Genomic DNA, 21,257 nt, shown 5'->3' with positions numbered 1-21,257 from the left:
TAACGCGGTGTCGTGTTGAATTAAATGTACAAAAAATAGCTGTCGAGACTTTCTCGCACAAACAAAACTGCCGGGCACTAAGCCCGGCAGTTTTGTTTGTGCGAGAAGGGTTTATCCTTATTATTTCGTACGCCCATAATGCTTTCCGTAAGAGAGAACCTTATGGTACAGACTCCGATCCTTTAACGTTTTGAGCGGATAAATTTGCGGTCTGGTGTTCACCTCGAGAATCCATGGTCTGCCATTGGAGTCCACAGCTACATCGAGTCCCAGCTCTTTGAAACCGCGATAATGGCGGTCAAAGTTTTTGCCAACGGCCACGCCAAGTCCTTTGAGTTCGGACTCCAGCTGCTGGGTAAAGGCCGAGTTGAAATTAGTGCCCTTCATCGTTTTACGGAACGTTCCAATGGTGCCGCCCTGATTATAATTGGTTGCGACTTTGTTAGGGTTGCCGACTTTGGTGAATAAGGCGGTACTCACCCAGGCTCCCTGACTAGTCTTCTGGACCATTACCCGGATATCGAATGGCTTGCCATTACTTTTGGCCAACTGAATTCCTTTTTGCAGCAGGTAGGGTCTGCTCCCGGCAAAGCGATTCAGATCACGGTACAATTGAGATGAGCTGGAGTACGACGTTTTCTTGGTATTCAGCTGGCTTTGGTAGCCCCCGTCCGTTTTGCGGATTCGGACGATGTTTACACCACCTGAACCATCCGTAGGTTTGAAGAAAACCGTGGTGTATTCCGCCAGCATAGCGTTCAGGTTTTTTTTGCTGAACGGCAGTGTGTGCGGTACGTATTGTCTGAAATAAGAATCTTCGTTTAACCATTTTGTTTTCTTCCATTTGCTTTTGATGGTACTGCTTTTATATTTCATAGTTAAGAGGCTCACCTCTCTCTTTTTTGTTCAGCATATGCCGAAAAAGTAGAGCAAGCCTCCACGTTGGCCTTGAACCAAGCTATGTACTTGAAAAAAATTTTTTATCGAAAATAATATGATGATAAATAAGACTGCTGTGACTAGATTGAACAGGGAAAATACTCTACTATAATCAAATAGATCTGATTTAGAAGGAGAGAATTTCCAGGTGCGAAGTCCACTCATTGCTTACTGTCTTTCCAAGAAAGCTGCAACCGAAGACTATCCGTTCGGACCGCTTCCGATCGTCATGAAAGTCGGGGGCAAAATGTTTGCCCTGATTACCATAACGGCAGGAGAGAAGGTCAGCCATATATCCCTGAAATGCGATCCGGTGATCGCAGAGAATTTGCGTCAGCAGCATGACGCGGTGCAGCCCGGATATCATCTCAACAAGAAACATTGGAATACGGTTGCCGTGGATGGTTCCTTAACGGAAGCGGACCTGCACGATATGATTGATCATTCCTATGATTTGGTGCTCAAGAGCTTACCGAAAGCTCAGCGCGTTGCAATCGCTCAGCGGCTGGTCTAAAGCCTGCTGAAATGAATCATCGCCCTGTGGCAGAGTGGAGGCAGGAAAACGTCCATTTGCCAGAGGGCGATGATTAGCTGATACCATTAAACCTGTTCCAACCTATCTTCAGGAAGGTTTCGTATCAGAATGGTCTCATTCCCAACGTATCTACCTTCTCTCCGGTAATATCAACGCCCATACGGCTTGTAATATCGCGGTAATGGCCGGCGCGCCGCTGCACCGGGCTGCCCTCGGTTTCACCGAGGTTGGCTTCCAGTCCGTTCAAGACCATCACGGTCGTACCGAAGCCGGGATCGCCCAGCCCTCTGAACTTCTCGAGCGGGGAAGGCTTCCATCTGCCAACCATGACGTCGTGGGCGGAAGGCTTCGGGTCTTGCGGCGTCATCCAGAACAAGATGGCGGTCATGTAGCCGATCTTACCGTCAGCGGCAACGATCTCCGGATGGTCCAGCAGCACGCTTTTGTCTCCATAGATGATGGAACTGAACAGGCCGTAGTTAAAGTTCCAGCTGAGCATGATCGGTCCCCGTCCATAATAGCGTTTGCCTGGTGTTCCGGGATATAGCTCAGCACTGGCAGGATCGACGAAGGCGTCTTTATTAACGCCAGTCCGGCCGGCGATGTTCTCGTTCCAGAACAAACCCCAGCGGAGCGGTCCTCCCGGGGCGGTAGCCCAGCCTCCGCCCGTCTCGTGGGACAGATTGGCGAGGAAGGCTGCCAGTTCGCGCTTACGGTCCTTCTTGAACCCTTCCTTTAGGAAAGTGCCGCCATCAATGATAACGGTTTCAGTCGTTTTGTTAAGGTTCTCAGCCGAATGGAAGTCAGCTGAACGGACAACGAGTGTTTCAACGCGGGCGTCCTTGTCTAATCGGTAAATCTCCTGTGCGGAACGAGTTCCTTGCCGCGTGCTGATCTTGATCTTGAGATTGGAGACCTCCGCGACCGCGTTGATGAGATTATCGTATGAGAAATAGTCCGTCTGATCGGCTTTGAAGTATTCTTTGCCACGGGCGACATTAAACCATTCCGCCGAACCTAGCCGGTAAGGGAACAACGCCTCGAAGTCATCCACCGATAGCAGCGCTTTAACGGCTGCGATCGCCTTCTCCGGTGTGTAATCCGGATCAAGGCCGTCCCAGTTCTGGTCAATCTCCTTGCGGCTGATCAGCCTGTGCTCCCCGATCGCCAGGGAATCGATTGGATTCTCCGCGATTTGTGCTGGGACCGAGGCGCCGGATCTTGTGCTGGCTGCCGAATGAGTGGAAGATGCATCGGTTTGGGGCGCTTCATCGGCTGCAAAGGCATGAAGCGGGGGCATGAAGAGGGCAGCGCCGAGGGCTGCAATCATACTTCGCTGGACCATCTTGCGAGATAACGGATATTTCCATACGGTCATACACATTCTCCTCTGCATCATTGGGATTGGATTACACTGCCATCCTATATACGGTATGTTAGTAAAAACATTATAATGTTATTATGTATTTGATTCTATGAATCTATGATTCTATGGAAAGGATGCTTCGCTTCATTTTGTTCTGTTGGTATGCGTTATTTCATATATATTAGAGATTCATCATCTTTTAGACGAAGAAGGGTTAACTGACATGAGTTTATTTGTTCGCGAAAAAGGGTTCTACAAAAGTTTTTTCTGGCTTACGCTTGTCATCGGGATGCAGAACCTGATATCGGTCGGCGTGAATTTGTCGGACAACGTCATGCTGGGAGGATACAGTGAATCGGCGCTATCGGGCGTTGCCCTCGCGAACCAGATCCAATTCCTGCTGCACATGCTGGTTTTGGGCGTATGCGAAGGATTGGTCATCATGTCATCCAGATTCTGGGGAGCGAAAGATTTAGGCTCCATCAAAAAAGCGGCAAGCATCGGCATGCGCATGGCAATCTTCCTCAGTATTGTGTTATGGATAATCGTGTTCTTTTTCCCGCATGAGGTATTGTCTTTGTTTACGAAGGAAGAGAATGTCATCGCCGCCGGCGTGGATTATTTACGAATCATCTGTTTCTCTTATATCTTCTTTGCCGTCACCAATTCCTTGCTGGCTTCCTTGCGAAGCGTGGAAACGGTAAAAATCGGCTTTGTGGTATCGTTATCGACCTTGATAATCAACATCTGCCTGAACTATATCCTTATCTACGGTTATTTGGGTTTTCCTGAACTGGGCGTGGCCGGATCGGCTATCGCCACCCTGACGGCAAGAATCCTTGAATGCTTGATCGTGATCGTTTATATTAAGCGGTTCGACCGTAAAATCTTGTTAAAAATGCAGGATTTCCTGCAGTTCAATATGGAGCTCTTCAAACAGTACATTCGCGTAGGCTCCCCGATTCTGATGTCCAACACGATATGGGGGCTTGCCATGGCGGCACAAACCGCCATCCTGGGGCATATGGGAGAATCGGCGATCGCCGCCAACAGCATTGCCACAACGATTTTCCAGATGGTGACAGTCATCGTATACGCTTCGGCCAGTGCAACGGCTGTGCTGATTGGGAAGACCATCGGAGAAGGTTTAATGGACAAAATCATATCCTATGCCAAAACGCTGCAGATTCTGTATATCCTTCTTGGTTTGCTGACGGGCGCCGTGCTGTTTGTGATTAAGGATTTCGTGCTGGGCTTTTACTCCATCTCCGATGAGGCGAAGACACTCGCGCTGCATTTCATGACGGTGTTGTCGATCACCGTGGTCGGAACGGCTTATCAGATGCCGGCATTGACGGGCATTGTGCGAAGCGGGGGAGACACCCGCTTTGTGCTCTATAATGATTTGATTTTTATGTGGCTGATCGTGCTGCCATCATCGGCATTATGCGCGTTTGTGTTCCATTTATCACCGCTCGCCATATTCATTTGCTTGAAGTCCGATCAGATTCTGAAGTGTTTTGTGGCGATCGTGAAGGTCAACCGATTCAAGTGGATACGATCCTTCAGCTCATGATGGAGTCTTGAGGAAGATCGTACTGCTAAATAGAAATCAAGGTTTAAAAGGATGCCATTCAGGCATTCTTTTTTTTGCAGGTATGTTTGTAGGATACCGAGAATTTGAAAATAATGCGTTTTCATCCTGCTCGTTGTCGAAAACGTTTGATCAAATGTTGGCAAATTCCGAACATTATCGACATTTGGACAAGGTAATGTTCTGTGATATCCGCAGTTTTCCACCAAATTTTTGCTAAAAAACACATTAAACTACATAAAACGCTAAAATTTTTGTTTTGACATCTGCTTGTCTATACCATAGGATAATAGTATAAAAAGTGCCCAATTAGGAGGATAAGGTCAGGAAATGAAAAAGACATGGTCAATTCTATTAACACTCGTATTATCCGTTGGATTGCTTGCAGGTTGCGGCAATAATGATAAGTCTACTGACAGTGGTGCAGCTAATGGCGGTTCTGAAGGATCTCAAGATAAGAAACGCATTGCCCTTGTTCTCCCCGAGAAGATCGGCGTGAATCCTTTCTTTGCATTGATGGACGAAGGATTGCAGAAGGCTGCTGCCGATTTCAATGTCGAAGTGAAGACGATTGAATCGACAGACCCGGCTTCGATTGAGCAAAATCTGCGTACGGCGGTTGCCGAAAAATATGATTTGATTATTACATCCACCTTCCAGATGGAAGATGCACTGAAGAAGGTTGCACCGGAGAATCCGGACGTGCCTTTTGCCATTATTGATACGGTAGTGGATTTGCCGAATGTCCGCAGCGTCGGATTCCGCGAACATGAAGCTGCTTACCTTCTTGGGGCGGCTGCCGGATTGGCAACCAAGACGAACAAGATCGGTAACGTTGTGGCCAACGACATTCCGATTATGCACAAATACATGACCGGCTTTGAGGAAGGCGCGAAATCGGTCAATTCGAATATTGAAATTTTCGTTAACTTCGTTGGTGGATTCGACGACCCGGCTAAGGCGAAGGAACTTGCGCTTCTGCAGAACTCCAAGGGTGCGGATTTCGTAGCGGGTATGTCCGCTGTAGGCGATCTGGGCGTGTTCGAAGCAGCGAAAGAAAAAGGCTTCTTCACTTCCGGACAAGATACGGACAACACGGAGCCTGAGCATGTGGTGCTTGCGCAATTGAAAGGTACAGACGCTGTTGTGTACGAAACGGTTAAAGATTTTGCAGAGGGTAAATATACTTTCGATATTCGTGACTACGGTCTGAAAGAAGGCGCTGTAGGTCTCACTTACGTTACGCATGAGAGCAAAACGCCGCTTAACCCATTCATTGGACAAGACATCGTGGATCAGCTTAAGGTGATTTCCGACGATATTATCGCCGGAAAGATTAAAGTAACCAACGCATTGGAACAAAATTAGTTCTCACCTGGACCGGCTGCACATGAGCAGTCGGTCTTTCATTCAGAAGCGAAAGGAAGGCATGACTCGATGCTACTCCAGATGGACAATATTACGAAAAAGTATGGCGAGTTTAGCGCAAACCGCGGCATTGATTTTTCGCTGCGCGCGGGTGAGGTTCATGCGATTGTCGGGGAGAATGGTGCAGGCAAAACGACGCTGATGCGGATATTGTACGGGATGGAGCAGCCAACCTCGGGTACGATTCGGCTGAATGGCAAGGAAGTGTCGTTTGCAAGCCCGCTTGACGCGATCCAAGGCGGAATCGGCATGGTGCACCAGCACTTCATGCTGTTTCCTACGTTTACAATCGCTGAGAATATCGTGATCGGCAATGAGCCGGGATCAGGTGCCAGGTTTGACCGCAAGCAAGCCGTGAAGATTGTTGAGGCTCTCTGTGATCAATATGGCATGAAGGTGGATCCCCGCGCAATCGTAAGCAGCAGCGCGCCTGGCGTGCAGCAGCGGGTTGAAATATTGAAGGTGCTGTATCAAGGCGCCGAGATCATTATATTGGATGAGCCGACAGGCGTGTTGACGCCGCTTGAGGTGCAGGAACTCCTGGATGCCATTAAACAGCTCTCCAAACAGGGAAAGAGCTTTATTCTGATCAGTCATAAGCTGAACGAAGTTCTTGATGTGGCTGATCGCATCACGGTGCTCCGTGACGGTGCCGTCACAGGCGTGGTGGAGAAGGGGAATACCGATGCCCATGAGCTTTCCCGTCTCATGGTCGGCCGTGAACTCATGGAGCTGGACCGTAAGCCGGTCACGCCGGGCGAGAAGGTGCTGGAAGTATCGGATGTTTCAATCCGCGGTACGAAAGGAAAGCCGATTCTGGACGGCATCAATATGGATGTCCGTGCGGGTGAGGTTGTCGGGATTGCCGGTATTTCCGGCAACGGGCAGTCCGAACTGCTTCAGGTGATCTCCGGTCTATCTCAGCCGGACAGCGGGCGGATTGCCGTCTCGGGCAAGGACGTAACCGGCATGTCGACAAGAGAAATACGGGAGCAGGGATTAGCTCATATTCCCGAGGATCGGTATGTGTGGGGTGCTAATCGAACGGCAACCGTTATGGATACCGGGCTTATGGGTCACCATCGCCGCTTGCAGAAGGGCGGCTTCCTCAATCTGAAGGACATTCGTAAGCTGGTTTCCGGATGGGTTCAGAAGTTCTCGATCAAGACGGGCTCCCTGGAGACCAGCACGCAGTATTTATCCGGCGGCAATCTGCAGAAGCTGATCGTCGCACGGGAACTGGAGCAGGGAACTCCGTTCCTGATCGCAGCCGAACCGACGCGCGGCGTTGATATCGGTGCCATGGAGACGATTCATGGCGAACTGCTTAAGCGGCGCGAAGAGGGCACGGGAATTCTGCTCGTATCGTCGGAATTAACGGAAATCTTGAAGCTGTCCGACCGCATTCTGGTTATGTTTGAAGGCCGGATTGCGGGCGAGCTGTCGGCGAAGGAAGCGACAGAGGAGAAATTGGGACTGCTGATGGCGGGAGGAATCTTGTAATGAATAAATGGACAAAATTTACGCTTCCGCTGCTCCAGCCGATCGCCGCCATCATGGTGGGGCTGCTCGCCGGTGCCATTGCCATCATGATTGCCGGCGGCGATATCCTGCAGACTTACGCGGAGATGTGGAAGGGTGCCTTCGGCGGCATGTATTTCTTCACGAATACGCTGTCCCGGGCGACCCCGATCATTCTGATCGGTCTGGGTGCGGCGTTTGCCTTCCGTGCAGGTTTCTTTAACCTTGGCGCGGAAGGTCAGATGGTGTTTGGCGCACTCGCTGCCGCATTGGTCGGATTGTACATGCCGGGTCCCGGCTGGCTGGTGTGCATCGTTGCGATTCTTGCCGGTGTTATCGCAGGCGGATTATGGTCGGTGATGGCCGGTTATTTTGATGCCCGGTTCCGGGTGAACCTGCTGATCTCCACGCTGCTGCTGAACTATGTGGCGGTATTGTTTGCAGGCTATCTGGTTGCCTATCCGCTGAAAGACCGTTCGGGCTCGGCTGCGATGGCTCAATCCGAAATGCTGGATAACAGCGTGTGGCTGCCAAAGCTGATTTCCGGCATGCCGCTGCATGTAGGATTTGTGCTCGCTGTGCTGGCTGCGTTGATTATATTCGTTCTGCTGAAGCGCTCCGTGATTGGTTACGAGGTGCGGATGCTTGGCGGCAACCCGCTGTTTGCCCTGTTTGGGGGCGTTAAACGCGGTCCCATGATGCTTGGGGCCATGTTCTTCAGCGGCGGCTTGGCCGGACTTGGCGGCGCCGTTGAAATTCTGGGCTCCCAGTATCGTTATATCGATGGTGCATTATCTACGGCCGACTATGCTTGGACGGGCATTATGGCTGCATTGTTGGCAGGATCGCATCCGATCGGCACGCTGATTGCATCGATCTTTTTGGCCGCGCTGCAGACAGGCGGTATGGGCGTGGAACGGAATACGGAAGTGCCGCTTGAGGTAGGAGCGATCATCCAAGCCGTTCTGATTCTCTTTATCTCCGCCCGATTCACATACAGCTTCCTGAAGCGCAGAAAGGGGAACAAATCCGATGGAACAGCTGTTTGATCTTGCTTTAATCAACTCGGCCCTCCGCGTGCTCACTCCGATCTTGCTTGCGGCCCTCGGCGGTGCCCTGTGTTCGCGCGTCGGATTGTTCAATGTCGGCCTGGAAGGCTTTATGCTGCTCGGAGCTTTCTCTGCCGTGGTGGGGAACCACTTCTTCGGCAACGTCTTTTATGCGATATTGTTCGCGATTGCGATCGTTTCGATTTTTTCTTTTATATTTGCTTATCTCAGCATCAATCTGCAGGCGAACGTCATTGTGGTCGGTATCGCGATGAATGCGTTGGCTGCGGGATTGACCACGTTTAGTTTACGGGCTATTTTTGATGTTAAAGGCGCATTTTATGATAATACGATGGTCGGGCTGCCGAAATGGAACATTCCGATTATCGAGGATATTCCGGTGCTCGGTCCCATTCTGGCCGGCCTGACGCCGCTTGTCTATCTGTCGTTTTTGATTGCGGGCCTCATGTGGTATTATTTCTATCGCACGAAGAACGGCTTCCGGTTCTTGGCTGCCGGCGAAAATCCGCTCGCTGCCAAAAGCGTGGGCATTCGTGTAAGACGGTATCAGTATGGAGCCGTGCTGGCGAGCGGCGTGTTATGTGCACTTGCCGGCGCGCAGCTGTCGCTTGGGCAAGTGACGATGTTTACGGAAGGCATGACGGCCGGACGCGGCTTTATCGCGCTCGTCGCCACGATGCTGGGCCAATCGGGTCCGCTTGGGGTAACGGCGGCAAGCCTGTTGTTTGGCTTTATGGATGCACTCAGCATCCGGTTCCAGGGGTTGGCGCTGCCAACGCATTTTACGCAGATGCTGCCTTATGTCGTAACGATTCTGGCGATGTTCTTCTTTAAGGACAAAAGCTTCCAGCAGGATGCGCTGAAGCAGGGATCCAGCTCCAGATAGGCGCGTATGCCGCGCCGCGACGACCTGTGATTGAAGTCATCCAAACGATAAGCGGATGCGACAGCGATCAAGCGTAAAGGAGATGAACTTGGTGCACAAAAAGGCAGAACGATTGAAAAAAATGAAGCCGGTGGCGGTGAGCAACCTGACTGAGGAGCAGCGTGCCAAGCTGCCGCCGGGGCAGACGCTGACCGAGAAGTTCCCCATTTTGCACGAGGGGGAGGTTCCTCATTACGACATGTCGGAATGGACGCTCAAGGTGTTCGGGGAAGTCGAAGAGGAACGGACGTTTTCTTATGAAGATATATTGGCGATGCCAACGGTGACCGTGAACGCGGACATCCACTGCGTTACCCGCTGGTCCAAATTCGATACGGTATGGGAGGGGATCCTGTTCCGGGATTTCCTGGCGGGGCTGAAGATCAAGCCGGATGCCAAATTCGTCATGTTTCATGCCGATCCCGATTACGATACGAATGTACCCATCGAGGATTTGCTTAAGGACGATGTGCTGCTGGCCTATCGCTTTAACGGCGAGCCGCTTACGGACAAGCATGGATGGCCGCTGCGTACGGTTGTACCGCATCGCTATTTCTGGAAGAGCGCCAAATGGCTGCGCGGCATCGAGTTTATGAAGGAAGACCGTCCGGGCTTCTGGGAACGAAACGGCTTCCACAATGAAGCGGATCCGTTCAAGGAAGAGCGGTTTAGCGGCGAGGCGCTGGATATACCTGAAGATGAATGGACACATAAGGAGTTTGACTAATATGTTGATGCCTATTTTGCAAGTAAACTCAGAGGATATACCGGAATTTGTGATCGTTTGCGGCGATCCCAAGCGTGCGGAGACCATTTCCCGCAAGCTTACAAACGCGCGCGAGCTCGCGTTCAGCCGCGAGTACCGCACCTTCGTGGGAACGTATGAAGGCGTTGAACTCGCGGTAACCAGCCACGGCGTCGGATGTCCGGGAGCTGCGGTTTGTTTCGAGGAACTGATCCGCGCGGGGGCGAAGACATTGATTCGCGTCGGCACGGCCGGGTCTTATCGGGCGGATACCCCCGCGGGAAGCCTTGTTGTCAGCACGGCTGCGATCCGCACGGATGGCCTGACGAAACAGCTCGTGCCGGACGGCTTTCCAGCGGTTGCAGACAGTCAGGTAGCGGAGGCGCTGTACAAATCCGCGGTTGCAATTGGCGCAGGCGTGGTGCGCAAGGGGATTACCGTCACGCTGGACGTGTTCTTTAACGGCGTTGAAGAAGTACCGCACCAGAAGTATAAAGCAGCGGGAGCGCTCGGCGTTGAGATGGAAATTGCGGCACTGTACGTCGTTGCGGCGATCCGCGGCGTTCGCGCCGGCGCGATTGTCGCTATGGACGGTTTTGCCGACGCCGATCTCGCGGCTGAGTACGACCCGAACACGAATGTGGTTGCCGACGCGGTGGAACGCGAAATTAACACGGCCTTGCAGGCTGTGGTGAAGCTGGCGAAGCAGGGTTAGTAAGGGGTAAGAAAGCCGGGTTTCCTGAGCGTAAGCTGCAGGAGACCCGGCTTTTTATTTTGCGTGAGATGAATTCGGGGAGTATCAGGAACTTGCAGCTGCAAATCCACACTCATACCCATCTTTACTGTTTGGACGGCTGGACCGTGAAGAAGGGAACCCTCTCAATACCCACAGCTCGAACATAAGTGAATAGTTGCCCTTTATGGTGGATTTCGTGGTCGACCATGTTGCTCAGCCACACTTTTCCTGGGGCAACGAACCCGTTAAAGTCCAGCGGCTGTTCCAGCAGGATGTCGGACAATTCATTAAAAACCGCTGTAGTCGATTCCGTCGAAGTGTGCACGATATTTCTAATGTCATCGATGGTTTCGAATTCGGTGGAAATAGAGGGTGGAGAGAACGAGCCTTTTACAATGGAGCGCAGGAACATGTCTGAGGACGCCGCAATATGAACTGCTAATGCGCCCAAGGTATAGGCGTTCTCCCACGGTTTATAATCCAAATGCTCGTTCTGAACGTCCTGCAGCAGATGAAGCAAGACCGTACGGTGTTTATGCCATCGTTCGAATAGCTGTTGACCTTCATGACTCATGATTTGTCCTCCTTGATCGATCACAGAATAAATGTCTTGAATGATGCGACTTAATTTGCGGTCCATAAAACAGTTCGATAAGAAATAGCGGATTCCTTCCCTACGCGTTAAGCTATAGCCCGATGTTGAATTTAATAATTTTGGAAAAAGCAGTTGCAAAAGTAAAGCGTACCGTATATACTGAGTTTAATTAGTGATTGGTCAATCAATAATGGATCGAAATGAAAGAAAGGAGGGGAAGAAATGGCTAGAGCGTCAACCTCTGCGAATCGGCGCAATGATATCGTGGCGGCAGCCATCGAAGTGTTTGCAGAAATCGGGTATTATCGCGCGACCACGGCTCAGGTTGCCGAACGGGCAGCGATATCCCAGCCTTACGTCTATCGGTTCTTTACCAAGGAGTCGCTGCTTGTGGAATCGCTGGCTGTTTCCTGGGAGCGCATTGTGAAGGCATTCCAAGCGGTGATCGAATCCGCTTCGCCAGAGAATCTGGAGTTGGGTTTGATTCAGGCATACGAAGGGATTGTGCAATCGCATCGCAGCGAGATCCTGCTTCAGATGCAGGCGCAGACGATTCAGGAAGCGCCCATCCGCGAAGCGATGCAGCAGGGAATGAATGAGGTGAAGGATCTCGTGGAGAATGCCTTTGTGCGAGCGGGATTTGAGGATGCCGACAAGAAAACCTCCGATTTTCTGGCCCGGGGCATGCTGTGCAATGTAGCTATGGCGATGGATATGCCGAATATGATGCCCATAAGATAGAGCATGCCATGGCGCGCTCTGAAGTGCCTCACCGCGTACCTCAAGGCTGGTGCGCGGCGGGATAGGGGCACTTTTTTATAAATTATTATAATTGATCAATCAATAACAGATTACTCGTTGACTCTTTAAAGGAGGTGAATCCAATTTGGCTAAACTTCAGCTCAAATTTATGGACGGTTTCTTGGTAGCGGTTATGCTGGTAAGTGTGCTTAGCTGGTGGGACTGAGCCATCAGGGAAGATGAATGATTAGGTTAAATGAAAACAATAAGGAGGAATGAAGTATGAAGGAAGAAATACATTCGATATGGTTTTCCAGGCACACGGTCTTGCTCGGTGTAATAGCCACTCTGCTGGTGTTGTTCTCCATGTGGGATTAATTATAGGTAAACACGCTGACTGCGTAGACGGTTGGCGTGTTTTTTTATGGGCACGAAAAAAATTTCAAGACTATCCATCAGTTTCTTTTGCCCAAACGTTATATTAACAGAAAAGACAAAACGAAAAGTGAGAGGTTGGCTAATGCAGGTATGTGATCTCTATGAAAATCTGAAGGACGATGTCCAGCGTTATGCCAAATCCATCGCCAAGCATGCTTACGAAGCGGACGATCTGGTCCAGGATGCCTTTATGAAGGCCATCAAGGAGCCGAACCTGGCAGCTCTGCCCATTCACAAGCAGAAGGCCTGGTTCTTCAGAGTCGTCAAAAATCGCATGATCGATATTAGCCGCCAGGAGAAGCGGCTCGTATCGTGGGAGGATGACCTGGACGTCGCCGAGCTCCCCGTTTCAAGCCGCAATATAGAAATGACGGAATGGCTCGCCCGTTTGCCGCAATCGCAGAGCGACATCGTGTTTAAGCGATTTTGGCTCGGAATGTCCAGCCAGGAAATCGGCGAGCAGCTGGGCATGCCGGCAGCCACCGTTCGGTACAAATTGCAAACCGCCATCAAAAAATTGAGAAAACTATGGGAGGAAGATATGAAATGAGCAAAATCATTGAAAATGTGGGAATGTTGGATCTTACGCAGGCAACGGAGGAAACCGTAACAAGCATCGAACGGATCGGTAACGTAGGTCTTGTGATATACCGGGCAGAGACGGCACACCTGCTCACGCTGTTGAAAAACACAGGCAATATTGGCAAGACGATTGAAATTCCCGAGGGACACCGTTATTACAGCGGCACGCTGCGGCTGGACGAGGAATATTTCCGGCTCTTGGAGCAGCCGGATCGCGTCTTCGTTAACGGTACGGTCATCATCGATAAAGGAGTATCCCTCGAAGCATTCCAGAGTGGGACGCTGCACCTGGTGGTCAACGGCGAGGTCTACGCTCCCCGGCATCTGGCCGCTGCCGTTACCTCTGCACTCCTCAAAGTGGGAGGCGCCAGCGCGGAGATTCACGCTTACGATTACGAACCCAGGTTCGAGTCCGGGAAAGTGCAGTTGAACAATGCATACCTTTCCTCGAGCAGCGAGCCTATGGAGCTGGTCCTGAACGGCATGGTTCACTTGGATAAGGAGCTGGATATGGAGCAGTTCAAGGCCCGGATTGAAAGGATTCAAGTTAACGGCAAGGCGATTATCCATGAACATCAATCCCCATATTTCTACGAAAAGTTGAAAACGATAAACGGCTTGGTCGAGGTGATCCCGACAGGGTTCGAATATGTAACCAAACCGTTAAGGCTAAACGCAAGAACCGTTCGGCGCTTTAAAGATCATAAGCTCTACACGAAAAAGCCGCTCATTCTCGAGGCAGACGTGACTCGGGACGCCTTCAGCCAGGCCGTGTCGGAGATACAATCAACTTCGTTTATCATTTGCGGTGAAGAGATCGAGGACCTGGTTTGGGAGCGCTGCCCTAACCTGAATACCGAAATCGTAAGTTACGGGCGGCTGTTCGTGTTCATCAGCGGCGAGGAGACCTGGTCAAAGGATCAGCTGGCGGCTTTGGGGCAGGCTGCGAACTTCATCGTTGACGGGACGCTGACCTTTGACGATGACGTCACCGAGGAAGATATTAAGGCCTCGGTGTCCTCCCTGGATCTTTTTGGCGAAGTCGTTGTAGGGGAAAAAAGAATTAAAGGCATTTTGTACCCTTACCTTCGGGTAAACAATGGAAGTATTATAGTGAAGGGGACGGAAGAGGAGCTTGCAGGTATTGGTAATGTCGGAATGTTGTCGCTATAAAAAGAAATGAGGAATGAAACCATGAATATCAATAATGAAGATATTGCCAAACAGCATGTTCGCGATCTCCGTCAGGAACTGGAACGATGCCGGATGGCAACGAAATGGCGCGCTAAACGCAATGAAGCGATCCACGCCGCAGCGGCTGCACGTACAGTCGAAGGAAAGTGGAAGTCGCTGCTTGAAACCATCATCATGATGGGAAGAAGAATGCTTTAATCGGTGAGCCGATTCGGGCACCAAACGAAATTAAACGAATCGTCGACGCGGTAAACGTCGGCGATTTTTATTTTTTTACCTACCGATAGTTAAAAAATATTGACGCATTATATCTTGTGATTTAAAATTCTACCTATCGGTAGTTAAAAAAAGGAGTGGAATTATAGTTGAAAAAGAAAGACTTGACCTCGCAGCAAATCGTTGAGGCCGCCATCGGATTGTTTGCGTTTCATGGCATTGAGAAGACCAGTCTCGCGATGATTGCCGGCGAGGTGGGCATTACGAAACCGTCGATCTACTACCATTTTGCATCCAAGGATGAACTGGTGGAACGCGTCTTTGATTATATGTTCAGCGATTATCATTTCGATCATTATTTCTCCCTGGCCGAAATGAACGAGCGTAACTTCGCGGAGAAGCTGTATCAAGGGGGATTGCGTATGTTTCCGGAGGAGGAAGAGGCTTTTGTGCCGATGATGCGCTTATTGAGCGAGTTCATGCTGACCGCAAGCCGGAGTGCCAATTACGGCCAGCGGGTGATCGCCATGCAGCAATCGTTCCTGGACGGCTTTCGGGAACTGATGCGGTTAGGCGCAGACTTCGGGATCATTGAGCGGCAAAAGGCAGATTCCAAGGCGTATGTGCTGGCACTGGTCATTGATAATATCACGAGTTATATGATGATGGATATTCGATTGGATTACCAAGCGATATGGAGGGAAGCGGTGAACAGTATCCTTAGGAAAGGAGCGGATACCCTTGAATAACGGGATGGAATACAGTGATCTCGGATTATCCTGGGCAGACCGAATGCTGGTCTGGGCGGTGCCGCCTTTATTAGGCGCGGTGGTCGGCTGGTTCCTGCCTGCGATTGCGGATTGGGCAACGGGTCAGGCTTGGGTGCCTTTTCAAGGACCGCTGGAGTTAATCACAGCCATACAGGGACCTTGGATCGTCATCGTAACCGCTGTTCTGGGCCTGCTTGCGGGCATGGTGCTCTCCCACATTGCCATTAAAGAAAGTCTTGCCGTTCGACTATCGGATAAGGAGATTACACTCCGCATTCGTGAAGCTGAAAGAACCTTTGCGAGAGAAGAGGTTTCAGCGGTCTTTCTGGATGGCAAGCAGCTTGTCCTGCTGGGCACGGAGGGGCAGGAGCTCTATCGGGAGAAACCGGAAGCCAAGCGGGATGCAGTGGCTGAAGCCTTCAAACGGCACGGTTACTCCTGGAGAGACCAAGATCCGTTCGCCGAGGAATACATCAGATGGGTTGCTGATTCGCCGGAACTGACGCCTGCCATGAACGCGCTTTTCCTCGCACGGGAAAAGGCGATGGAGAACGAGGATAAAGAGGATGCAGCCGATCTGCGCCGGGAACTTTCGAAGCTGGGCATTACGGTGCGGGATGACGGAAAAAAACAGTATTGGAGGCAGCATGGCCTGAGGCCATAGCACCTCAGCAGCTATAGCAGGCAAAGCCATCATAGCGACATAATGGCTCACTATATACAGGAAACGTATAATCCCGGCTGAACGACAAGCGGTTCATTCAGATGGCAGTAGTCGCCAGGCTAAATCAGATGATCGCCATTGTCAGCCATAAACCGATGATGCGATCATCTGCGTTTTTATAGAATCTTCGCGTCGCTTCGGTTTGTCTTACATTTTGTCCCCCTTCTTATCGAACAAAATGACACCTCTCCCGCTCAGTTAAGCATACGGCAAACAATATCCCTCTAACGGCAAGACATCCGGCAGTCCTCTCTTCCCATGAGAAGTTTTACAATGAAAGCGATACTTCAGCGAAGGAGATGTCTTATGAATTTTGATCTGAATATCGTACCCTTCAGCCGTAGAGAGTCCTTCTTGGCAATTTCCCTTCTGCCCGCGGCAAAGGATCGCAGACCAGGACTATACCTGCGAACCGTCCGCGGAGGGGATGACAAGTTTGGCGAGGCGTTTCTGATAGAGCTGCTAAACCGGCAGAACGAGCCGGTTCCCTTTGAACCTGTAGCATCACCCGACAAAATCAGGCTAACGGCCTCCGATTCGGAAGGCCATGCGGACATATGCATATCGGACTCCCGGACCGTCCGATTCCGCGCGGAAGGCTGCGGCATAAGGCTTACCTTTTTCCCCGCAGCGTATGACTACGCCTACGAGACAAATCCGGACAGCTGGGAAGTGAACAGCTTTACGCACGGCTGCCGCTTCATGCTGACCCGGCTTGTTGGCCAGATGAGCATGGAGGTCGAATGGAACGAGATCAAGAGCTCACAGGTGACCGCCGACTTCTCCGTGGACACTGCAACCGATACGGCTGAATTCGCCGTAGAAGAGTTCATGACCGTCATGACGCCGCGCACTGACTGGGAGTCCTTCGACGATGCGGTTGAAAGCGTTCGCGAGGATTATGCCGATTGGTTGAACAATACCCTGACCGTCTCTGAGCGGTGGCAGGAAGCTAGGGAGCTCGCTGCCTATATTACCTGGTCCTGCGTAGTTCCGGCCGAAGGCTGTTTAACCCGCCCAGCCATGTATATGTCCAAGAATTGGATGACCAACATCTGGAGCTGGGACAACTGCTTTAACGCGATGGCCCTCGTGCGGCATCAGCCGGAGCTGGCTTGGGATCAGTTCATGATCTTTTTTGACCGGCAGGATGAGAGCGGCCTGATCCCGGACTTCGTGAACGATAAATACGAGCTTTGGAATTGCAACAAACCGCCGATTCACGGCTGGACGCTGGCCTGGATGATGCGTCGAACCGATTTCATTAAGGAGGCCCAGCTGCGCGAGGTGTATGGCCCATTATCCAAATGGACGGAGTGGTGGTTCAGGCACCGGGACCATGACGGCGACGGCATTCCCCAGTATAACCACGGCAACGATTCAGGCTGGGACAACAGCACGGCGTTTAATAACGGCATCCCCGTTGAGAGCCCTGACCTTGCCGCTTATTTAATTATTCAGATGGAGACGCTGGCTGAAATCGCGGGTTTGCTGGGCCTGACCGAGGAGTCGAGTCAATGGAGACGGAGAGCGGACGATACGCTGGAGCGTTTGGTACGGCACTTCTGGAAGGATGACCGGTTCACGGCCTGCCGTTCGGGAACGCATGAGGTATCCGAGGGAGACAGCCTGCTGCTGTTCGTTCCCATCCTGCTGGGAAAACGCCTTCCCGAGTTTATCCGCACGGCACTGTTGGAGGGGCTTCGGGATGAAAGCCGATTCCTGACGACCAACGGCTGGGCTACCGAAAGCGTAAGCAGCCCATATTATAAGCCGGACGGATATTGGCGCGGACCGATCTGGGCTCCCTCCACGATGCTGCTGGTCGAAGGGGTGGCGGCGGCCGGCGATAAGGAGCTGGCGATGGAGATTGCGCAGCGATACTGCCGGATGGTCAGTCTCAGCGGCATGGCCGAGAATTTTGATGCCCTGACCGGAGCGGGGCTGCGCGATCGGGCGTTCACCTGGACTTCCAGTGTATTTTTGATACTTGCACATGAATACACCCAATAACGATGACGGACAAACACATCTTCCCGGGCTTGTACCTTGCGGGGGAGGTGCTTTTTCCGTTTTCTCTCATTTTCCATTTGCCGCCTAATTACAAGCTCTTTGTTCGGGTTTATAATGAAAGCGGTATCAAGGTCGGGCTCGCAGCCCTGCCTCATGACGAACGAGTGGATGTAAGTTTCACGATACGATACAACAATGGGGAGAGTAACCATGAATCTTCAGGGGATCAAAGATCGAGTGGGCCGGCTGTTCACCGGCACCTATCACAGTATACGGACCAAGCTGCTTACTTGTTTTTTAATCGTCACCCTGATTCCGTTGTTCTCGCTTGGCGGACTTTCTTATGTTCAATCCGCTAAAGTGATTAACTCCCAGTTCGGCAAATACGGCGATAATGCCGTAGCGCAGCTGGAGCAGCAGACCAGTTCGGCATTGGAGCGGATGAAGCAGACGGCGGAGACGATCTATTCCTATTTACTGGACCCGAGCCACTCGGGAATCGGAGCCGGGACGCCATCCACATACGGCGACATCATGGAGAAGAACGACTTTGAATCGTTGTTAAAGTCTCTTCGGACGCAGCTGACAGCAGGAATTTACATCATAACGTCCTCCGGCTATTACTATGGAGAGAACAATCTCGATGTGAACAAACTCGGAAATATTCCGCTGTGGAACACGAGGCCGAAGGCATATGCCGGGACTTATTGGCTCGGTTATTATCAACAGGATCATTCCATCAAGAGCAGCGATAGCGACAACGTGCCCGTCCTTGGATTGGCGGTGCCGATCCATCACCCCGACAAGGCACAGGACGGCAGCATCATTCTGATCGAGGAGAATGCCGAGGAGCTGCTGCGCGGTTATGCGAAGTTCGAGGCCGACACGCATGCCCACCTGCTTATTACATCGCCGGACGGCACGATCGTGTATGAGACGGATGCTCCGTATACGCCCCATGACAACGATGTGACCTGGTCGCGGACGCTTGACGTCAATCAATGGACCATGGAAGCCAGAATTCCCGCCAAGGCGTTCTATCAATCCTCGGGCATTATCCGGGCGAACACGATGGTTGTTGCCACCGTCTCCTGCTTGCTCGCTTTTGGCATCGCCTATCTGTTCTCCTCCCGGTTCACCTCGCGAATCCGGACCTTGAAGGATTCGATGCAGAAGGTGAGCTTCGGCAAGCTGGATACCCGGACGCCAATCGAGGGGAGGGATGAGCTGGGCAGCCTCGATATGAGTTTTAACCGGATGGTTACGGGCGTGCAGACGCTGATTGGCGAGGTGGAGCAGAGCGAAAGGCTGAAAAAAGAGGCGGAGCTGCGCGCATTCCATTATCAGATCAATCCCCATCTCCTGTTCAACACACTCAACTCCATCCAGTGGAAAGCCAGGCTGGAAGGCGCGGAGGACATTCGCCAGATGCTGTATCATCTGACGATGGTGCTGGAGGGGAATTTGGATATTTCACAGGAGCTCGTCACGCTGAACAGGGAGCTGCGCATGATCGGTCACTTTCTGAAAATCCAGGAGATCCGGTACGGCGAGGTGTTCCGTTATGAGCTGGATTGCGATGAGGCGCTGTTGCCTTATTTGATTCCCCGGATGACGCTTCAGCCGCTGTTCGAGAATATTTTTTTCCATGCCTTCACCGATGGTCAGGGAGAGATACAGGTCAAGGTCGAGGAGGATCAGGACGAGCTGGTGCTTACGCTTCGCGATAACGGAGCCGGCATCAAGGAGGAGAAACTCGCCCGGTTATTCTCGCCGGAGATGAAGCGGAAGGGACGCGGCGGGCTTGGCGTGCGGAACGCCGATCAGAAATTCAAGCTGCATTTTGGCCCTCTATACGGTCTCAAGGTGCATTCGGTTAAGGGAGAAGGAACAACGATTACTATACGCTGGCCGAAAAAGGAGGAGTCTTGCGATGATGAAAGCAGGAAACATTAAGGTGATGATTGCCGACGATGAGAGCATTGTGCGGAAGGGACTCCGCTCCACGGTCCCGTGGGACCGGTTCGGGATGGAGGTTGTGGCAGACAGCCCCAATGGTCAGGCGGCCTGGGAGGCTTTTCTGGAGTTTCGTCCGCAGGTGGTCATTACGGATATTGTCATGCCGGAGATGGATGGGATCGAGCTGTCGCGCAAGGTGAAGGAGGTTGCACCGGAAACCCGGATCATTCTGCTTAGCTGTCACCGGGATTTCGAATATGCTCAAGAGGGGATGCGGCTTGGCGCTTCGGGATATCTCCTGAAAACCGCCTTCGAGGACGAAGAGCTCGAAGCGATGCTGGGAAAATTCCAGCGAGAGCTGTCCGATACGCCGGCCTACGGGAACGAGTTGGAAGAGCAGGTTTCTGCTCACCTGTTTGCTTGGCTTTACGGGCACAGTGACCGTTTCCCAGGAGAACTCCGAAAGCTTTGCAGCCGCGTCGGGCTGGGAGAGGGCAAGCCCATCACGCTGTATCTGATCAAAACGGCGGGCTGCAGCGGCAGTTGGGAGCACCTGCTGCAGGAGAAGGGCATCGATGAGCCGGGTTTACGCAGCAGCAAGCTGATTCCTTACGGGGCGGACAGCTGTTATTGGGCCGTACCGGAGAAGTTTAAGGGTGCGGCAGACAGCCTGCTTGTGGAGATCAAGAGCCGGTGCGGGAAGCTCACCTGGAATTCGCGGGAATGTCTTCACGATTTAATGGATGTGCAGGCGGCCTTTCAATCCTTGCACAAGGAAGCCGAGCTGGAACGGGTGTACGGTCTGAGCGGCGAGCATTGGCCGGAGCCGATCCTGCAGGCGGTTCATCTGCTGCACGAACATCCCGCGGACGAGTGGTCGGCGGCGGAGCTGGCCCATCAGGTGGGGCTGAGCCGCAGCCATTTTTCGATCCTGTTCAAGAAAACGGTTGGCGACAGCTTCATCACATTCCAATATAAACGCAAGCTACGTCTCGCCTATGGTCTGCTGCGCGAAACCTCCTTAACGATGCAGGAGATTGCCGAGAAGACCGGGCTTGGCGACAGCAAATATTTCAGCAAATGGTTCAAGCGCTGCACGGGTCAGACGCCAAGTCAATACCGTGCCGAACAAAAAGGGGAACCATCGTAAACAAATGAACACCCGT

At 51.9% G+C, this 21,257-nt stretch carries 20 protein-coding genes; 17 read left to right on the top strand and 3 right to left on the bottom strand.

Features of this window, described 5'->3' with window-relative positions:
- Positions 1–120: 120 nt before the first annotated feature.
- Positions 121–876 (bottom strand): YheC/YheD family protein, encoded by a 756-nt coding sequence (locus DP091_RS22160; protein WP_113060305.1) that lies wholly within the window; start codon positions 874–876, stop codon positions 121–123.
- A 211-nt stretch (positions 877–1,087) separates the two neighbouring features.
- Between DP091_RS22160 and DP091_RS22155 the strand changes: the two genes are divergently transcribed.
- The gene (locus tag DP091_RS22155; RefSeq protein WP_113060304.1) at positions 1,088–1,453 is read left to right on the top strand and encodes an MmcQ/YjbR family DNA-binding protein; all 366 of its coding nucleotides are present in this window, start codon (positions 1,088–1,090) and stop codon (positions 1,451–1,453) included.
- 124 nt (positions 1,454–1,577) lie between these two features.
- Here the strand turns inward: DP091_RS22155 and DP091_RS22150 are convergent, their stop codons facing one another.
- On the bottom strand, positions 1,578–2,852 hold the full coding sequence (locus DP091_RS22150; protein ID WP_113060303.1) for a chitinase: 1,275 nt from the start codon (positions 2,850–2,852) through the stop codon (positions 1,578–1,580).
- Between the two features lie 211 nt (positions 2,853–3,063).
- On the opposite strand from DP091_RS22150, the gene DP091_RS22145 reads away from it, so the two are divergent.
- The 7 genes from DP091_RS22145 to DP091_RS22115 all read left to right on the top strand — a co-directional run bounded on the left by DP091_RS22145 (position 3,064) and on the right by DP091_RS22115 (position 10,838).
- On the top strand, positions 3,064–4,416 hold the full coding sequence (locus tag DP091_RS22145; protein WP_113060302.1) for an MATE family efflux transporter: 1,353 nt from the start codon (positions 3,064–3,066) through the stop codon (positions 4,414–4,416).
- A 348-nt stretch (positions 4,417–4,764) separates the two neighbouring features.
- A complete protein-coding gene (locus DP091_RS22140; RefSeq protein WP_113060301.1) occupies positions 4,765–5,802 on the top strand; it encodes a BMP family protein in 1,038 nt (345 codons plus the stop codon).
- A gap of 69 nt (positions 5,803–5,871) precedes the next feature.
- Positions 5,872–7,365: an ABC transporter ATP-binding protein gene (locus tag DP091_RS22135; protein WP_113060300.1), complete on the top strand. Its 1,494-nt coding sequence runs from the start codon at positions 5,872–5,874 to the stop codon at positions 7,363–7,365.
- Positions 7,365–8,432 (top strand): ABC transporter permease, encoded by a 1,068-nt coding sequence (locus DP091_RS22130; protein WP_113060299.1) that lies wholly within the window; start codon positions 7,365–7,367, stop codon positions 8,430–8,432. The genes DP091_RS22135 and DP091_RS22130 overlap by 1 nt, the downstream gene beginning before the upstream one ends.
- Entirely contained in the window at positions 8,416–9,339 is a 924-nt protein-coding gene (locus DP091_RS22125; protein WP_113060298.1) for an ABC transporter permease, read from the top strand. The genes DP091_RS22130 and DP091_RS22125 overlap by 17 nt, the downstream gene beginning before the upstream one ends.
- 91 nt (positions 9,340–9,430) lie before the next feature.
- Positions 9,431–10,105 carry a sulfite oxidase-like oxidoreductase gene (locus tag DP091_RS22120; RefSeq protein ID WP_113060297.1) on the top strand — a complete coding sequence of 225 codons (675 nt, stop codon included), beginning with the start codon at positions 9,431–9,433 and terminating at the stop codon, positions 10,103–10,105.
- A gap of 1 nt (position 10,106) precedes the next feature.
- Complete coding sequence (locus DP091_RS22115; RefSeq protein WP_113060296.1) at positions 10,107–10,838, top strand: nucleoside phosphorylase; 732 nt, start codon at positions 10,107–10,109, stop codon at positions 10,836–10,838.
- A 124-nt stretch (positions 10,839–10,962) separates the two neighbouring features.
- Here the strand turns inward: DP091_RS22115 and DP091_RS22110 are convergent, their stop codons facing one another.
- On the bottom strand, positions 10,963–11,433 hold the full coding sequence (locus tag DP091_RS22110; RefSeq protein ID WP_113060295.1) for a DinB family protein: 471 nt from the start codon (positions 11,431–11,433) through the stop codon (positions 10,963–10,965).
- 243 nt (positions 11,434–11,676) lie between these two features.
- On the opposite strand from DP091_RS22110, the gene DP091_RS22105 reads away from it, so the two are divergent.
- From DP091_RS22105 to DP091_RS22065, 9 genes are all read left to right on the top strand, one after another.
- Positions 11,677–12,195 (top strand): TetR/AcrR family transcriptional regulator, encoded by a 519-nt coding sequence (locus DP091_RS22105; protein WP_113060294.1) that lies wholly within the window; start codon positions 11,677–11,679, stop codon positions 12,193–12,195.
- A 520-nt stretch (positions 12,196–12,715) separates the two neighbouring features.
- Positions 12,716–13,183, top strand: coding sequence for an RNA polymerase sigma factor (locus DP091_RS22100; RefSeq protein ID WP_113060293.1), 468 nt, complete (start codon positions 12,716–12,718; stop codon positions 13,181–13,183).
- Positions 13,180–14,388: a hypothetical protein gene (locus DP091_RS22095; protein ID WP_113060292.1), complete on the top strand. Its 1,209-nt coding sequence runs from the start codon at positions 13,180–13,182 to the stop codon at positions 14,386–14,388. Before DP091_RS22100 ends, DP091_RS22095 begins: the two co-directional genes overlap by 4 nt.
- Before the next feature lie 21 nt (positions 14,389–14,409).
- Positions 14,410–14,607, top strand: coding sequence for a hypothetical protein (locus DP091_RS22090; protein WP_113060291.1), 198 nt, complete (start codon positions 14,410–14,412; stop codon positions 14,605–14,607).
- Positions 14,608–14,774: 167 nt separating this feature from the next.
- Positions 14,775–15,374 (top strand): TetR/AcrR family transcriptional regulator, encoded by a 600-nt coding sequence (locus DP091_RS22085; RefSeq protein WP_113060290.1) that lies wholly within the window; start codon positions 14,775–14,777, stop codon positions 15,372–15,374.
- The gene (locus tag DP091_RS22080) at positions 15,367–16,059 is read left to right on the top strand and encodes a YqeB family protein (RefSeq protein WP_113060289.1); all 693 of its coding nucleotides are present in this window, start codon (positions 15,367–15,369) and stop codon (positions 16,057–16,059) included. Before DP091_RS22085 ends, DP091_RS22080 begins: the two co-directional genes overlap by 8 nt.
- A gap of 366 nt (positions 16,060–16,425) precedes the next feature.
- On the top strand, positions 16,426–18,132 hold the full coding sequence (locus DP091_RS22075; protein ID WP_113060288.1) for an amylo-alpha-1,6-glucosidase: 1,707 nt from the start codon (positions 16,426–16,428) through the stop codon (positions 18,130–18,132).
- A 210-nt stretch (positions 18,133–18,342) separates the two neighbouring features.
- A complete protein-coding gene (locus DP091_RS22070) occupies positions 18,343–20,088 on the top strand; it encodes a cache domain-containing sensor histidine kinase (RefSeq protein ID WP_113060287.1) in 1,746 nt (581 codons plus the stop codon).
- Entirely contained in the window at positions 20,066–21,241 is a 1,176-nt protein-coding gene (locus tag DP091_RS22065; protein ID WP_113060286.1) for a response regulator, read from the top strand. The genes DP091_RS22070 and DP091_RS22065 overlap by 23 nt, the downstream gene beginning before the upstream one ends.
- The last annotated feature ends 16 nt before the right edge of the window (positions 21,242–21,257 follow it).

This window comes from Paenibacillus sp. MDMC362, assembly GCF_003269305.1.
In the GTDB taxonomy this organism is placed as follows: Bacteria; Bacillota; Bacilli; order Paenibacillales; family Paenibacillaceae; genus Paenibacillus_AQ.
The sequence above is the reverse complement of the archived record's forward strand: the minus strand, read 5'-3'. Positions and strand labels throughout refer to the sequence as shown.

Excerpts from the sequence above, each read along its gene's own strand:
- DP091_RS22160 (WP_113060305.1), bottom strand. The coding sequence starts at position 876 with ATGAAATATAAAAGCAGTACCATCAAAAGCAAATGGAAGAAAACAAAA.
- DP091_RS22070 (WP_113060287.1), top strand. The coding sequence starts at position 18,343 with ATGAATCTTCAGGGGATCAAAGATCGAGTGGGCCGGCTGTTCACCGGC.
- DP091_RS22105 (WP_113060294.1), top strand. The coding sequence starts at position 11,677 with ATGGCTAGAGCGTCAACCTCTGCGAATCGGCGCAATGATATCGTGGCG.
- DP091_RS22150 (WP_113060303.1), bottom strand. The coding sequence starts at position 2,852 with ATGACCGTATGGAAATATCCGTTATCTCGCAAGATGGTCCAGCGAAGT.
- DP091_RS22130 (WP_113060299.1), top strand. The coding sequence starts at position 7,365 with ATGAATAAATGGACAAAATTTACGCTTCCGCTGCTCCAGCCGATCGCC.
- DP091_RS22110 (WP_113060295.1), bottom strand. The coding sequence starts at position 11,433 with ATGAGTCATGAAGGTCAACAGCTATTCGAACGATGGCATAAACACCGT.
- DP091_RS22090 (WP_113060291.1), top strand. The coding sequence starts at position 14,410 with ATGAATATCAATAATGAAGATATTGCCAAACAGCATGTTCGCGATCTC.
- DP091_RS22075 (WP_113060288.1), top strand. The coding sequence starts at position 16,426 with ATGAATTTTGATCTGAATATCGTACCCTTCAGCCGTAGAGAGTCCTTC.
- DP091_RS22125 (WP_113060298.1), top strand. The coding sequence starts at position 8,416 with ATGGAACAGCTGTTTGATCTTGCTTTAATCAACTCGGCCCTCCGCGTG.
- DP091_RS22140 (WP_113060301.1), top strand. The coding sequence starts at position 4,765 with ATGAAAAAGACATGGTCAATTCTATTAACACTCGTATTATCCGTTGGA.
- DP091_RS22065 (WP_113060286.1), top strand. The coding sequence starts at position 20,066 with ATGATGAAAGCAGGAAACATTAAGGTGATGATTGCCGACGATGAGAGC.
- DP091_RS22135 (WP_113060300.1), top strand. The coding sequence starts at position 5,872 with ATGCTACTCCAGATGGACAATATTACGAAAAAGTATGGCGAGTTTAGC.
- DP091_RS22100 (WP_113060293.1), top strand. The coding sequence starts at position 12,716 with ATGCAGGTATGTGATCTCTATGAAAATCTGAAGGACGATGTCCAGCGT.
- DP091_RS22095 (WP_113060292.1), top strand. The coding sequence starts at position 13,180 with ATGAGCAAAATCATTGAAAATGTGGGAATGTTGGATCTTACGCAGGCA.
- DP091_RS22115 (WP_113060296.1), top strand. The coding sequence starts at position 10,107 with ATGTTGATGCCTATTTTGCAAGTAAACTCAGAGGATATACCGGAATTT.
- DP091_RS22145 (WP_113060302.1), top strand. The coding sequence starts at position 3,064 with ATGAGTTTATTTGTTCGCGAAAAAGGGTTCTACAAAAGTTTTTTCTGG.